The following is a 13,652-nucleotide window of genomic DNA, read 5'->3' as shown; positions in this document are numbered from 1 at the left end:
ACACCCGTTCCCATACCGAACACGGAAGTTAAGCTCTTCAGCGCCGATGGTAGTTGGGGGTCTCCCCCTGTTAGAGTAGGACGTCGCTGAGCAAATGAGGAAGATGGATGAACATCCATCTTCTTTTTTGTTTTGAAAAGAAAGAAATGAACCGAAAAAGGGAGAAGATGATCGATTGTATCATCTTCTTTTTTCTGTCGAATGATGTTGGTTCGCGGGTATCTCGTAAAAAAGTGTGGGATTCGAGCTGAAAACTGTGGGATGGCCTTCAAGAACTGTGGGATTGTCAAAGCAAAGTGTGGGATTATCCAGTTCATAGCTAAAAAGATAATCAAAAGGAGGAAGATGGATTGTCATCCATCTTCTTTTTCGAATAGATAAGTAAGATTCAGCTAAAAAAAGCTAAAAAAATCCAGACAAATTGAAATAAGACCAAAAAGGTAGAAGTTATCGAAATTTCTCCACAGCACTCCATTCAACATTTCTAAAAGTTGTGAAGCAAAATTTAAAACATATCAATAAGACTTCTTCTGTTTTTGTGCTACACTAGGAGATAAAAATAATGGGGAGGTCATTTCATATGAAAGATGTTCATTTCGATACTTCAACCGTACATGCAGCTGGTCATTCAGGTGTTAAGTCTGTAAGTAAAGTAAAGCCGATTTACCAGACATCAGCTTTTACTTTTTCAAGCTTAGATGATTTAGAGGATTATTTTCGCGGGAAGAACGACTACCTATATACGAGAATGAATAACCCGAACCAAGATGATTTTGCTAAAGGAGTTGCGGAATTGGAGCAGGCGCCTGCGGGAGTCGTTACTTCTTCCGGAATCTCAGCAATTATGGTTGGTATTTTAGCTGTTGTACAAGCTGGTGACCACATTCTTGCTTGTGAGGACCTGTATGGCGGGACGTATACGCTTCTATCAGAGGAATTGAAGACCTTTGGAATTGAAACAACATTTGTATCTTTTGAAGACATGGATGAAGTTGAAAAGCAAATCCAACCAAATACAAAACTAATCTATTCAGAATCTGTAACGAACCCTCTTTTACGAGTAGAGAATCTTGAAGGAATCGTTTCATTAGCCAAGAAACATGGAATTACATCTATGATTGATAACACGTTTGCTACACCATTTGTTTTGCAGCCATATACTCTCGGAATTGATATTGTTGTGCACAGTGCCACAAAATATTTGAACGGACATGGTGATGTTACAGCTGGAGCAGTAGTGGGCAGAGAAGATTTAATTGCGAAAGCCCAGGCGAAAATGGGTCATCTAGGCTGTAATTTAGGACCGTTTGATGCGTGGTTAGCTTCAAGGGGCTTGAAAACATTGAGTGTTCGAATGGAGCGTCATGTATCCAATGCACAGGAATTAGCGGATCAGCTTCAAGATACAAAAGGGATCAAGAAGGTTTATTATCCTGAACATGTCAGTGAAAAAGGAAACGGTGCGATCGTCACGATTGAATTAGACGAGAACAGCGATGTCCATACGTTTTTCAAATCTCTGGATTGGGTAAAAATTGTTCCGACGCTTGCAGGGGTCGAAACAACAGTATCTTATCCGCTAGGGACATCCCACCGGTCATTGCCAGCAGAAGTCTGTGAAAAACTGGGTATTAACAAAAATGTTATCCGGATTTCTGTCGGAATTGAAGATAAAAGTGACATTTGCAAGGTATTTAAATATGCTGCTGAACAGGCTCTGGTGTCCAATCAGAATTTGTAACAAAAACGAATTGTTGCAAATTGTCGAACTATGATAGAATAGGCTCATGAAAGCGCTTCATCAACTACAACAAGGGAGGCAGAAAAATGAAGCCGAAAGAGGAATTACACCGCGGGCTTGAGGAAAGACACATTACATTGATGTCTCTCGGGGCTGCAATTGGAGTAGGCCTATTTTTAGGTTCAGCATCTGCAATTGAGATGGCAGGGCCAGCAATTTTATTTGCGTATGCTCTAGGTGGAGCAGTTATGTTTATGATTATGAGAGCACTAGGCGAGATGGCGATAGAACAGCCTGTTGCCGGATCTTTTAGTCGATATGCTAAAAATTACATCGGGCCGTTAGCTGGTTATTTAACGGGATGGAATTATTGGTTCTTATGGATTGTTACGTGTATGGCAGAAATCACAGCTGTCGGTATTTATATGAAGATGTGGTACCCGGATGTTCCAACATGGATCTGGGCATTAGCAGCGCTTGTTATCATGGCAGGTGTAAATTTAATCGCCATTAAAGCTTATGGAGAGTTTGAATTTTGGTTTGCGTTAATTAAAATTATTGCTATTGTACTTATGATTATTGCAGGTTTAGGAATGATTATTTTTGGTTTCGGAAATGGCGGAATTGCCACTGGAATCAGCAATCTGTGGTCAAATGGAGGATTTGCTCCCCACGGACTTAAAGGAATTCTAATGTCGATGCAGATGGTTATGTTCGCTTTCTTAGGAATCGAATTGATCGGTGTAACGGCTGGGGAAGTAAAGAACCCTGAAAAAACGATTGCCAAGGCAGTGAACACTGTATTTTGGCGTATCCTCTTGTTTTACGTAGGAGCATTGTTTGTAATCATGTCTATTTATCCTTGGGACCAAATTGGGACACAAGGAAGCCCGTTTGTACTTACATTTGAAAAAATGGGGATCGGACAAGCTGCAGGGATCATTAACTTTGTTGTATTAACTGCTGCATTATCCAGCTGTAACAGCGGGATTTTCAGTACAGGACGTATGCTATTCAACCTTGCACAGCAAAAACAAGCACCGCAAAAACTTGGTAAAATCGGAAAAACAGGAGTACCTTCAACGGCTATTATAGTATCTGCTGCGGCACTTTTAATCGGTGTTGCTTTGAACTACTTAGTTCCGGAAAAAGTATTCGTTTGGGTTACAAGTATATCTACATTCGGAGCGATTTGGACATGGGGCGTAATCTTAGTGTCTCAAATGAAATTCCGTAAAACTTTAAGTACTGAGGAAAAGAAAGCGCTGAAATTTAAAATGCCATTCTTCCCTTATGGATCTTATATAGCTCTTGCCATTCTTATTTTTGTTGTAGGGATCATGGCGTATTTCCCAGACACAAGAATCGCATTAATTGTAGGACCTTTATGGTTAGCATTATTAACAGCGATCTATTACGGAAAAGGCTTCCACAAGAGACCTGACAACGTGGATAAAGCAGCATAAAAGTAGGGCACTGGAAAAATTTAATTTTTTCAGTGCCTTATTTTTATTTAACACTTGCATCATACTAATTAACGTGATATATTAATAAATGTCCGAAAGATACAATTTAAAAAAGCAACGAAAGAGTAACATCATTCGTCAGCAATTATAACGTCGCGGGGTGGAGCAGTCTGGTAGCTCGTCGGGCTCATAACCCGAAGGTCGCAGGTTCAAATCCTGTCCCCGCAACCAATTATTTTCATGAACTACGTCGATAATCTTCTCGGCCATGAAATATCCAATTTATAACTACATCAATTACATAATTGCTGGACCCGTGGTGTAGTGGTTAACATGCCTGCCTGTCACGCAGGAGATCGCCGGTTCGACCCCGGTCGGGTCCGCCACTTTTTAAAACGAAACAAGGTTTCGTGTTTTTTTATGTCTAAAAGTAAGTTAAACTTAAATATACTACTGAAACCTTAGGAGTTCGACATGTCCTAAGGCTTTTTTGTACAATCAGACAGAATTTATGATAAGGTGTTCATTCATGCAGAGATAAGTTAAAGTGGGTAATATATCTAAAACGAAAATAACAATAAATGATCATTATAGACCTTGTGAGGTGAATCCCGTGCTTCGTGATGAATTCGAATGGATAAAAAGCATAATACCGTCTCATTCCCACCAAAAAAATTTGCTGATGGGAATAGGGGATGATGCTGCAATTTGGTCTGTCGATGAAGACATGGACCAAGTCGTTTGTGTCGATACGATGGTAGAGGGTGTTCATTTTACAAGGGATACGCTGTCTCCTGCCCAGATCGGCCATAAAGCACTTGCGGTTAATTTAAGTGATATCGCAGCAATGGGAGCGATTCCGCAATTTTATTTAGTATCAATCGCCATTTCCCCTGAATGTACAGAAGAGGAACTCCATGACCTATACGAAGGAATGAGAAAACTCGCGGATCTGTATAAAACTGACCTCATTGGCGGCGATACGGTATCAACAAAAGGTCCGTTAGTATTAACTGTCACTGTTATAGGCAAAGTAGAGAAAGGGAAATCCTTATATCGAAAAAATGCTGAGCCGGATGATGTTGTCTTTTTAACGGGTATAACAGGAGAATCAGCCGCAGGCTTACAGCTTTTGTTAAGTAAAACACGTCAATATTCCTTTAATGAAGCTGAAACTTCTTTAACTTCACAGCATCAAATGCCGCAGCCTCATATCAAACAGGGGAGATTACTTGCGAAAAGCGGTTTTCGGACTGCTTTAAATGATGTCAGTGACGGAATTGCCAGCGAGTTAAACGAGATTGCTGAAGCGAGCGATGTTACGATACATATAGATGAAGAAAAACTTCCTATAAGCTCTATTTTAAAAAGTTTATCAAAGAATGAACGGTTAACCTATCAGTTATATGGCGGAGAAGATTATGTGCTGGTCGGGACAATGGCAGAAAAGGACTTTAACCAGGTTGTTTCTGAGTTTGATAAGAGTTTTCTTCCTCTATATAAAATTGGGAGAGTCACGGAGCGCGGGGAAACGGCTGTCCTTATAAATCAAGAACCGCTTACGAAAAAAGGATTCAATCATTTTAGGGAAAGGTAAGGGAAAGTCATGAGTGTTTATACGATAAAAACAGATTCAGCAGACCATACAATGGCTTTTGCCGAGAAGCTGGGTAATGCGCTTCAAAAAGGTGATGTTCTGACCTTAGCTGGAGACTTAGGGGCAGGGAAGACGACTTTTACAAAAGGGCTGGCAAAAGGCTTAGGGATAACCCGAACCGTTAATTCCCCTACTTTTACAATCATAAAGGAATATTCCGGCCGTGTGCCGCTTTATCATATGGATGTTTACCGCTTAGAAGACTCTGATGAGGATTTAGGATTTGAAGAGTATTTTTCGGGTGAAGGGGTAAGTGTTGTAGAATGGGCTACATTTATTGAAGAGTATTTGCCCGATGAGAGACTCGAGATTGTAGTATCACATAAAGGTGATCAGCAGCGTGAAATCCAGTTAACTCCCATTGGAGAAAGATATATAGAACTGATTAAGGAGATTATGTGATGAAAGTACTGGCAATAGACACATCCAACCTTGTAATGGGGATTGCCGTATTAGATAACGGAAAAGTGCTAGGTGAATACATTACAAACTTAAAGAAAAATCATTCAATCCGTGTTATGCCAGCGATTGAACAGCTAATGGAAGAAACGGGAGTAAAACCTGCAGAGCTAGACCGCATAGTTGTTGCAAAGGGACCTGGTTCTTACACGGGCGTTCGTATTGGGGTTACGATAGCAAAAACGCTCGCCTGGACGCTTAAAAAAGAGCTGGTTGGTATTTCGAGCCTCGAAGTGCTTGCACAGAGCGGGAAGTACTTTGGCGGTTATACGGTACCTTTATTTGATGCGAGACGAACGCAAGTATTTACAGGCCTTTACGGGAACGGTGACAATGGAAAACTTCAAACGGTTTTGGAGGATCGGATTATTTTGTTAAAAGATTGGCTGGAAGAACTGCAGAAACTCGAAGAAAAGATTCTTTTTATAGGAAACGATCTTCCGCTTCATCAGGAAACGATCATAGAATTTCTCGGTAGTCAGGCAGTGTTGGGACAGGTTGCTGACCATAACCCGAGACCGAGTGAACTAGGACGTATCGGGATGGAGAGAGAGCCAGAAGACATCCATACGTTCACTCCAAGCTACCTTCAGCTGGCGGAAGCTGAAGTAAACTGGCTGAAGTCACAAGGGAAGTAGGTGCTGATAGTGGGAGAGGCATATACTTTCAGACTGGCAAAAGTAACGGATATTGAGGATATTGTAGGAATCGAGCAGTCATCATTCACAGTTCCTTGGTCAAAAGAAGCATTCTACAGAGAAATTGTTGAGAACCAGTTTGCTTATTACCTGGTTATAGAAGACCACTTTCAGCCGATCGGCTATTGCGGCATCTGGCTTGTGATGGATGAAGCACATGTGACGAACATTGCCATTCTTCCATCGTACAGAGGAAGAAAGCTGGGAGAACAGCTTATGAAGGAAGCGATCAAGCTCGCAAAAAGGCATGGTGCGCAAACAATGACACTTGAAGCCAGGGTAAGTAATCATGTTGCTCAAAATTTATATAAAAAGCTAGGATTTGAAGCTGGCGGCATCAGAAAAAACTATTACAGTGATAACGGTGAAGACGCGTTAGTCATGTGGGTGGAATTATGATAAAAGATGAAATCATTTTAGCGATAGAAACAAGTTGTGACGAAACAGCAGTGGCCATTGTAAAAAACGGTACAGAGCTGCTGGCCAATATTGTAGCATCACAAATTGAGAGTCATAAACGCTTTGGCGGGGTTGTGCCGGAAGTGGCGTCCCGTCATCATGTTGAACAAATTACGATTGTAATCGAAGAGGCTTTAAATGAGGCAAAGCTTGAACCGGCTGACCTGACGGCAGTAGCCGTAACAGAAGGTCCTGGTTTAGTCGGAGCGCTCTTAATCGGTGTAAACGCAGCAAAAGCCTTTGCCTTTGCGCACGGTCTACCACTCGTTCCTGTACATCACATTGCCGGTCATATATATGCAAACCGGCTCGTAAAAGAGATGACGTTTCCTTTGCTGTCTCTCATCGTTTCAGGCGGCCATACAGAGCTTGTAATCATGAAAGAGCATGGAACGTTTCAAGTGATCGGGGAAACAAGAGACGATGCAGCAGGAGAAGCGTATGATAAAGTGGCAAGAACTTTGAAAATGCCATACCCGGGCGGACCGCATATCGACAAGCTTGCACAAGTTGGCGAGCCAAATATCGATCTGCCTAGAGCGTGGCTTGAGCCTGAATCATTCGATTTTAGTTTCAGCGGATTGAAGTCAGCAGTGATCAATACTGTACACAATGCAGAACAGCGCGGACAAGTGATTAAACCAGAAGATTTAGCAGCAAGCTTTCAGGCAAGTGTTGTGGATGTGCTGGTGGAAAAAACATTCCGTGCAGCACAGCAGTATGATGTGAAACAAGTGCTCCTTGCCGGTGGAGTAGCGGCGAACAAAGGATTGCGCCAGCAGTTAGAAAATCGCTTTAAAGATACGAAATTTGACCTTGTGATTCCGCCGCTGCACTTATGCACAGACAACGCTGCGATGATTGCAGCAGCAGGAAGTGTAGCATATCAAAAGGGTACAAGAGGGGACATGGCCTTAAATGGCGTTCCAGGATTAGATTTAGAAGCACAATAAGATATTCTTATGGAGCTCTTTTCCAGAATGGAAAGGAGTTTTTCTTTTTTATAGCTTATCCACGGTTGATATGTGGAAAAGTTATACACAGTTTTGTGGATAATGTGGATAATTAAATTTAAGCTTATGAAATAAAGGTTTGAGGTTATGCACAATTAACAGAAGTCATACACAATATTCTGTGGATAACGTGGATAAACTCACAAAACGCATGTTTTATCTGATTTGACCTGTGGATAAGTTATTTCTTTCCCCATGCATTTAATACCTCTTGCTCTTTTTCTATAAGATGGAGTTTCAGTGGTGTTTTTGAAACGCCTCTTTGCCTGATTGATTGGAGTGCAAGGTGTGAGACTCCTGCGGGATCAGTGTGACAGGTGAGACCATTCAATGTCGCAAGGCGACGAGTGGGCTCACCGCGCGCCCCGCGGAAAGCGAGCATCCTGAAACGGAGATCAATTGCTTTCAATAACAACGAAGATTATGAAAACAGCTCAATAAAAAAAGAAGACGGGAAACCCATCTTCTGCATTTTATGCGTTTTGCAGTTCTTCCCATTCTTCCATGAGGGATTCCATATCAGCGTTCAATTGATCCAGCTGGGATTGGAAGTCCTGAGTCTTCTCGTAATCCTGGAATACTTCTGGTTTACAAAGCTCGCCTTCAGCAAAACTGATCTTGCTTTCGAGACTTTCTAATAGCTCTTCGATTTCTTCAATTCGGCGCTGGCGTTTTCGATCTTGTTTTTTGGCTTCTTTATCGATCGACTTTTTATTTCCTGATTGAGCATCAGATGTGATATTCGCTTGAGCTTCCGCTTTTTGTCGTTCTGCAGCTTCTTCTCGTGCTTTCATCTCATTCTTTTTCTCTGTGTAATAATCATAATCTCCGAGGTATTCGGTTAAACCATCAGGAGCGAGTTCGACGACTTTTGTTGCGATCCGGTTAATGAAATACCGGTCATGCGATACGAAAAGAATCGTTCCTGGATAATGAATCAAGGCTTGCTCGAGCACTTCTTTGCTGTCGAGGTCCAGATGGTTCGTCGGCTCATCCAACAATAAGAGGTTTCCTTTTTCCATCATTAACTTTGCAAGGGCTAGCCTCGCTTTTTGACCGCCGCTCAGTTCAGTGACGAGTTTTAATACATCATCACCACTAAAGAGAAACTGTCCGAGAATGGAGCGGATTTCTTTTTCCGTCTTTTCCGGATAGTCATCCCAAAGCTCATTAAGCAGCGTTTTTTTCGAATGAAGATCGGCTTGTTCCTGGTCATAGTGAGAGATCATCAGCTGGCTGCCGTAGCGTATTTCACCTGTTAATAAAGGGAGTTTTTTACGAATCACCTTTAAAAGGGTAGATTTCCCGATTCCGTTAGGTCCAACGATCGCGACACTGTCTTGACGGTTAACAGCGAGCTTCACGTTTTTAAATAAAGGCACTCCGTCTTCATATCCTGTGCTCACGTTTTCGAGCTGCAGCACATCGTTCCCGGTCTGTTTTTCAATATCAAAAGAGAAAGCTGCGGATTTCTCAGCTCCAGCAGGGCGATCGAGCAGCTCCATTTTATCAAGCTGCTTCCGGCGGCTCTGTGCGCGTTTTGTTGTAGAAGCTCTTACGATATTTTTTTGAATAAAGTCTTCTAATTTAGCGACCTGATCCTGCTGTTTCTCATATTCTTTCATTTCTTGAGCAAAGCGTTCTGCCTTCAGTTCAAGATAGCGGGAATAGTTACCCACATAGCGGACAGAACGTTTTCTGGAAATCTCATAAACCGTCGTTACGATTTTATCGAGAAAATAACGGTCATGCGAAACGATTAAGATGCCGCCCGGATAACTCTGCAAATATTGTTCGAGCCACGTTAATGTCTTAATGTCCAGATGGTTTGTCGGCTCATCGAGAATTAATAAATCAGGCTTTGTCAATAGAAGCTTAGCAAGCGCCAGCCTCGTTTTTTGCCCGCCGCTCAATGTATTGATTCTTGTGTCTCTATCAAAATCGGCGAATTGGAATCCATGAAGAACAGTACGGATTTCAGCTTCGTATTGATAGCCGCCCTCGTCTTTGAATTGCACTTGAAGCGCATCGTAGTCTTTTAAAAGGCGCTCATATTCTGCGGCATTTTCAATGACACTCGGATCTCCCATGCGTGCTTCCATCTCACGGAGACGTTTTTCTTTCTTTCGAAGGTCTTCGAAAACAGACAGCATCTCATTCCAGATCGATTGGTCTGAATCGAGTCCTGCGTCTTGTGCAAGATAGCCTGTCTTCACATCTTTCGGAATCATGACATGGCCGGAATCATAGGAATACTCACCGGTAATAACGCGCAATAGGGTCGATTTTCCCGCACCGTTTCTGCCAACTAGTGCAATGCGTTCACCAGTTTGAACTTCTAATTTTATATTTGATAGAATAGCTTCAGCGCCAAATGATTTTGTGACGTCTTGAACTTGTAAAATGATCATGTGTATTCACCTCTATGAAAAAAAGGGTGATTTTCTTTTTCTTAAATCAAATCCCTAGTCTTATTAGTAGTTTAGCGCAGTTTGGGGAATATCGCCAACTGCGGCAATGTTCAACATTTTGCAATAATTACAAGTAAAATATTAACGACAATAAAAGCGGTTTCGTGTATATTCAACTTGAGGAGGGTTTATATGAAAGAGTTAACCCATTTTAACGAAGAAGGCCGTGCCAGAATGGTAGATATTTCGGATAAAGAAACGTCCCACAGAACAGCCGCAGCCGTAAGCGGGATAACTGTCTCAAAAGAAGTCTTCCTTAAGATCAAAGATAACGGATTTAAAAAAGGGGATGTTCTTGCAGTTGCCCAAATTGCAGGCATCATGGCTGCCAAAAAAACCTCTGACTGGATTCCGATGTGCCATCCGCTTTCCTTAACGGGTGTTGATTTATCGTTTCATTGGGATGAGGAATCAGAAGACAGCTATAAATTAAATATAAAAGCAGAAGTCAAAACAAAGGGAAATACCGGCGTGGAGATGGAAGCATTAACCGCGGCATCTGCAGCAGCATTAACAGTGTACGATATGTGCAAAGCCGCAGATAAAGGGATGGTTATTGGTCCTACATATCTCCTCACAAAAACAGGAGGTAAGAATGGTGATTTTGAACGTTCTTCTAGACCTGGCAAAATATGATACAATAGAGTTGGCAAAGCTTTCTACACATGGAGGGCTCAATACATGAATCAAGATCAATTAAAAATACCGCACGCTACAGCTAAACGATTGCCATTGTATTACCGGTTTTTGAAAAACTTATCCTCTTCAGGAAAGCAAAGGGTGTCCTCTGCTGAGTTAAGTGAAGCAGTAAAAGTAGATTCTGCTACGATCCGAAGGGATTTTTCATACTTCGGTGCACTTGGAAAAAAAGGTTATGGCTACAATGTAAACTACTTGCTCTCTTTTTTCCGCAAAACACTCAACCAGGATGAAACAACGACTGTTGCTCTGATCGGTGTAGGTAACTTAGGAACCGCGTTTTTACATTACAATTTTACAAAGAACAACAATACAAAAATAGAAGTTGCATTTGATGTAGATCCGTCTAAAATCGGCACAGAGATTGAAAGTGTCCCTATTTTCCATATAGAAGATATTGAAAAAGAGCTGCAGAAGCGGGGAATTACCGTCGCAATCCTTACTGTTCCGGTAGGATCTGCACAAACCATCGCCGAACAGCTGGAACGAGCAGGCGTAAAGGGTATCTTGAACTTTACCCCGGCGAGGTTAACGGTAGCTTCGGATATTCGTGTCCATCATATTGATTTAGCCGTTGAATTGCAGTCCCTTGTTTATTTTATGAAAAATTACTCGTAAGAAATAAAAAAATGGAGGAGGTAATCCCATGTTAGGACCAGGAAGCATCGCGTTAATTGCAGGTGTAGCTATTGTCGTGTTTGGACCTAAAAAATTACCTGAGTTAGGTAAAGCAACAGGTAAGGCATTGCGTGAGTTCAAAAACGCAACACAAGGAATCATGGATGATGACGACGATAAGAAGAAAAGCGACCAACACGATAAGTAAGGATGTTTTTGTATGATTACTGAAAAAAATATGACGATATATGACCACCTTGGAGAACTAAGAACCCGTATCATTTGGTCGTTTTTAGCTTTCTTAGTGTTCCTAATCGCTGGCTTTTTCTTAGCGAAACCCGTGATCGTATATCTGCAAAGTGATCCAATCGCAAAAGATATTCAGATGAACGCTTTTCATCTAACAGATCCGTTAAACGTATACGTATCTTTTGCCTTCTTTATCGGGCTCGTATTAGCAGCTCCTGTCGCATTGTACCAGCTTTGGGCATTCATTAGTCCGGGTTTGTATGAAAACGAGCGAAGAGTCACACTTATGTACATTCCGATTTCGTTTTTTCTCTTTTTGCTGGGATTAACATTTTCCTACTTCATTCTCTTTCCGCTCGTCGTAAGCTTTATGGGGAATGTCGCCGATTCATTAAGTGTTGAAGGGGAATACGGAATTCAGGAATATTTCTCATTCTTGTTTAACATTACGATTCCGTTTGGCTTTCTGTTTCAATTTCCGGTTCTCATCATGTTCTTAACGAGGCTTGGAATTGTAACACCTGATTTCTTAAAGAAAATCAGGAAAATCGCCTATTTTGGCATTCTTATTGTAGCGGGTATGATCGCACCGCCAGAACTAATGTCTCACATGATGGTTACATTACCATTGATCATCTTGTATGAAATTAGTATTCTGATCTCTAAAGCGGCCTATAAAAAAAGAATAAAAGCAGAAATGGAAGCTCTCGTTAAAGAAAAAGAAGCTGAAATGGAATCTGCCTATAACGAATAAAGATAAAGCTGACTCGAAAAGTGGCATTTGCCACTGCGGGTTGGCTTTTTTGTTTGTTATTGCTTCAGGGAAATTTTTGTAATTTTGCTCCTATGACAGGTTGATTGAAGTGTAGGGTGCGAGACTCCAGCGGGATCAGTGTGACAGGTGAGACCCTAAAGGTGCAAAGCGCCAAGGAGGCTCACCGCACACCCCGCGGAAAGCGAGCATCCTGGAACGGAGATCAACAGCTTTCAAAAACAACAATGAATAACATGTGTCGTAAAAGCTTATAACACAAAAAAAGCCTCTTTCCCAATTGGGCAAGAGGCTCTTTTCATTATTTCTTTCGTTTTCTTTTTAAATGGCTGTTTAGAGCAAAATAGCGAATGGCGTTTGCATAATCGAATGTCGCAACGACCATCGTGATGATTGTCCAAATACTTGTCATTCCATATTCAGCAGCATAATGGACAGCCAGGTAGGTAAAGACAACCCCAATCGCTAAATACAAAAATGCCATAAACAAAGGTGATTTCATAATAGTCCTCCAATGATCGACTGCGCTGTTTCAATGTGTTTTTCCATTTCTTGAATCTTATCAGCAAGAAAGATCTGTACAATTAAAACGAGTGTATTCATAGCTACGTGCGCCATAATAGGGACGAGCAGCCTTTTAGTCCGAACGTATAAAAAAGCAAAGGTAAAGCCCATAGCTGTGTAGATAAGCAAATGTTTGAAATCATTATGGACAGCCGCAAAGATCAATGAACTGATCAAGGCAGAGATAATGAAGTTAAATCTTTTATTTAAGGAACCAAAAATAATTTTACGAAAGATGATCTCTTCTAATATAGGTCCGACAATCGCCGTAACAACCATGAAATAAGGAACATGTTTTGCGATATCGACTAACTGTTTCGTGTTTTCTGATCCCGGCTGAATGCCTAATACATTTAATTCGATCAGACTTGCGATGATTTGGGAGGCGTACGCCATAAAAATACCGCCAATGGCCCAGCCAACAGCAGCTCCTCTAGAAACCCTTTCAGAATTTCGATGGCGATTTCTCATCTCAGGTGCTAGCATGAAAAGAATAATGATAAGCGCTGCAACAAAACTGATCGTTCCCCACATACCGATGATTTGTGAACGCGGGACTCCAAGTTCTTTCAAAGCAGGTATACCAATAAACCCTGAAAATTGCATCGCTATATAAACTAAGATGATCCACCAGTATTTAATCTTCAAATGAAATATCTCCTTTAATCCTGCAGGAATAACAATCTTCTTCTCTTTATATGCTAACCCATTTTAACATAGAATAGGCATGACTCGCGAGGATATCGCTTTTGATGAAATTTTTGCATTTCTTGCTTGCAAAGTTTT

At 41.4% G+C, this 13,652-nt stretch carries 13 protein-coding genes, 2 tRNA genes, 1 rRNA gene and 1 pseudogene; 14 read left to right on the top strand and 3 right to left on the bottom strand.

The window, feature by feature from the left end; translation table 11 throughout:
• The 10 genes and pseudogenes from rrf to tsaD form a co-directional block, all read left to right on the top strand.
• Nucleotides 1–92: ribosomal RNA gene (gene rrf, locus J2X07_RS19725) — 5S ribosomal RNA — on the top strand; the annotation flags it as partial.
• A gap of 488 nt (nucleotides 93–580) precedes the next feature.
• Nucleotides 581–1,741, top strand: coding sequence for a trans-sulfuration enzyme family protein (locus J2X07_RS19720; protein ID WP_310262878.1), 1,161 nt, complete (start codon nucleotides 581–583; stop codon nucleotides 1,739–1,741).
• Between the two features lie 86 nt (nucleotides 1,742–1,827).
• A complete protein-coding gene (locus J2X07_RS19715; protein WP_310262875.1) occupies nucleotides 1,828–3,207 on the top strand; it encodes an amino acid permease in 1,380 nt (459 codons plus the stop codon).
• A gap of 154 nt (nucleotides 3,208–3,361) precedes the next feature.
• A tRNA-Met gene (locus J2X07_RS19710) sits at nucleotides 3,362–3,438 on the top strand.
• Nucleotides 3,439–3,517: 79 nt separating this feature from the next.
• Nucleotides 3,518–3,593, top strand: a tRNA-Asp gene (locus tag J2X07_RS19705).
• A gap of 227 nt (nucleotides 3,594–3,820) precedes the next feature.
• Entirely contained in the window at nucleotides 3,821–4,804 is a 984-nt protein-coding gene (thiL, locus tag J2X07_RS19700; RefSeq protein ID WP_310262873.1) for a thiamine-phosphate kinase, read from the top strand.
• 9 nt (nucleotides 4,805–4,813) lie between these two features.
• Nucleotides 4,814–5,324, top strand: a pseudogene (gene tsaE / locus J2X07_RS19695) (tRNA (adenosine(37)-N6)-threonylcarbamoyltransferase complex ATPase subunit type 1 TsaE).
• Nucleotides 5,266–5,961, top strand: coding sequence for a tRNA (adenosine(37)-N6)-threonylcarbamoyltransferase complex dimerization subunit type 1 TsaB (gene tsaB, locus J2X07_RS19690; protein WP_310262870.1), 696 nt, complete (start codon nucleotides 5,266–5,268; stop codon nucleotides 5,959–5,961). The pseudogene tsaE and the gene tsaB overlap by 59 nt, the downstream one beginning before the upstream one ends.
• A gap of 9 nt (nucleotides 5,962–5,970) precedes the next feature.
• Nucleotides 5,971–6,420 carry a ribosomal protein S18-alanine N-acetyltransferase gene (gene rimI, locus J2X07_RS19685; protein WP_310262867.1) on the top strand — a complete coding sequence of 150 codons (450 nt, stop codon included), beginning with the start codon at nucleotides 5,971–5,973 and terminating at the stop codon, nucleotides 6,418–6,420.
• Nucleotides 6,417–7,433, top strand: coding sequence for a tRNA (adenosine(37)-N6)-threonylcarbamoyltransferase complex transferase subunit TsaD (tsaD, locus tag J2X07_RS19680; protein ID WP_310262865.1), 1,017 nt, complete (start codon nucleotides 6,417–6,419; stop codon nucleotides 7,431–7,433). Before rimI ends, tsaD begins: the two co-directional genes overlap by 4 nt.
• A gap of 533 nt (nucleotides 7,434–7,966) precedes the next feature.
• Here tsaD and J2X07_RS19675 read toward each other — a convergent pair.
• A complete protein-coding gene (locus tag J2X07_RS19675; protein WP_310262863.1) occupies nucleotides 7,967–9,904 on the bottom strand; it encodes an ABC-F family ATP-binding cassette domain-containing protein in 1,938 nt (645 codons plus the stop codon).
• 192 nt (nucleotides 9,905–10,096) lie between these two features.
• Here J2X07_RS19675 and moaC point away from each other — a divergent pair, with 192 nt between their 5' ends.
• Genes moaC through tatC form a run of 4 tightly spaced genes read left to right on the top strand, consistent with a single transcriptional unit; the run spans nucleotide 10,097 to nucleotide 12,284 of the window.
• Nucleotides 10,097–10,600: a cyclic pyranopterin monophosphate synthase MoaC gene (gene moaC / locus J2X07_RS19670; RefSeq protein ID WP_310262860.1), complete on the top strand. Its 504-nt coding sequence runs from the start codon at nucleotides 10,097–10,099 to the stop codon at nucleotides 10,598–10,600.
• Nucleotides 10,601–10,645: 45 nt separating this feature from the next.
• Nucleotides 10,646–11,281 carry a redox-sensing transcriptional repressor Rex gene (locus J2X07_RS19665; protein WP_310262857.1) on the top strand — a complete coding sequence of 212 codons (636 nt, stop codon included), beginning with the start codon at nucleotides 10,646–10,648 and terminating at the stop codon, nucleotides 11,279–11,281.
• A gap of 28 nt (nucleotides 11,282–11,309) precedes the next feature.
• Nucleotides 11,310–11,489 (top strand): twin-arginine translocase TatA/TatE family subunit, encoded by a 180-nt coding sequence (locus J2X07_RS19660; protein WP_310262854.1) that lies wholly within the window; start codon nucleotides 11,310–11,312, stop codon nucleotides 11,487–11,489.
• Nucleotides 11,490–11,504: 15 nt separating this feature from the next.
• Nucleotides 11,505–12,284, top strand: coding sequence for a twin-arginine translocase subunit TatC (gene tatC / locus J2X07_RS19655; protein ID WP_310262888.1), 780 nt, complete (start codon nucleotides 11,505–11,507; stop codon nucleotides 12,282–12,284).
• A gap of 319 nt (nucleotides 12,285–12,603) precedes the next feature.
• Here tatC and J2X07_RS19650 read toward each other — a convergent pair whose 3' ends face one another.
• Together J2X07_RS19650 and J2X07_RS19645 are read right to left on the bottom strand one after the other, a co-directional pair.
• Nucleotides 12,604–12,804, bottom strand: coding sequence for a DUF4305 domain-containing protein (locus J2X07_RS19650; RefSeq protein ID WP_310262851.1), 201 nt, complete (start codon nucleotides 12,802–12,804; stop codon nucleotides 12,604–12,606).
• Nucleotides 12,801–13,514 (bottom strand): CPBP family intramembrane glutamic endopeptidase, encoded by a 714-nt coding sequence (locus J2X07_RS19645; RefSeq protein ID WP_310262850.1) that lies wholly within the window; start codon nucleotides 13,512–13,514, stop codon nucleotides 12,801–12,803. Before J2X07_RS19645 ends, J2X07_RS19650 begins: the two co-directional genes overlap by 4 nt.
• Nucleotides 13,515–13,652: the final 138 nt, after the last annotated feature.

It is taken from the genome of Fictibacillus barbaricus (genome assembly GCF_031457135.1).
In the GTDB taxonomy this organism is placed as follows: domain Bacteria; phylum Bacillota; class Bacilli; order Bacillales; family Fictibacillaceae; genus Fictibacillus; species Fictibacillus barbaricus_A.
The sequence above is the reverse complement of the archived record's forward strand: the minus strand, read 5'-3'. Positions and strand labels throughout refer to the sequence as shown.

What these genes read in the sequence shown, in the direction of transcription:
- J2X07_RS19720 (WP_310262878.1), top strand. Translation starts at nt 581, where the DNA reads ATGAAAGATGTTCATTTCGATACTTCAACCGTACATGCAGCTGGTCAT.
- J2X07_RS19715 (WP_310262875.1), top strand. Translation starts at nt 1,828, where the DNA reads ATGAAGCCGAAAGAGGAATTACACCGCGGGCTTGAGGAAAGACACATT.
- tsaB (WP_310262870.1), top strand. Translation starts at nt 5,266, where the DNA reads ATGAAAGTACTGGCAATAGACACATCCAACCTTGTAATGGGGATTGCC.
- tsaD (WP_310262865.1), top strand. Translation starts at nt 6,417, where the DNA reads ATGATAAAAGATGAAATCATTTTAGCGATAGAAACAAGTTGTGACGAA.
- J2X07_RS19675 (WP_310262863.1), bottom strand. Translation starts at nt 9,904, where the DNA reads ATGATCATTTTACAAGTTCAAGACGTCACAAAATCATTTGGCGCTGAA.
- moaC (WP_310262860.1), top strand. Translation starts at nt 10,097, where the DNA reads ATGAAAGAGTTAACCCATTTTAACGAAGAAGGCCGTGCCAGAATGGTA.
- J2X07_RS19665 (WP_310262857.1), top strand. Translation starts at nt 10,646, where the DNA reads ATGAATCAAGATCAATTAAAAATACCGCACGCTACAGCTAAACGATTG.
- J2X07_RS19660 (WP_310262854.1), top strand. Translation starts at nt 11,310, where the DNA reads ATGTTAGGACCAGGAAGCATCGCGTTAATTGCAGGTGTAGCTATTGTC.
- J2X07_RS19650 (WP_310262851.1), bottom strand. Translation starts at nt 12,804, where the DNA reads ATGAAATCACCTTTGTTTATGGCATTTTTGTATTTAGCGATTGGGGTT.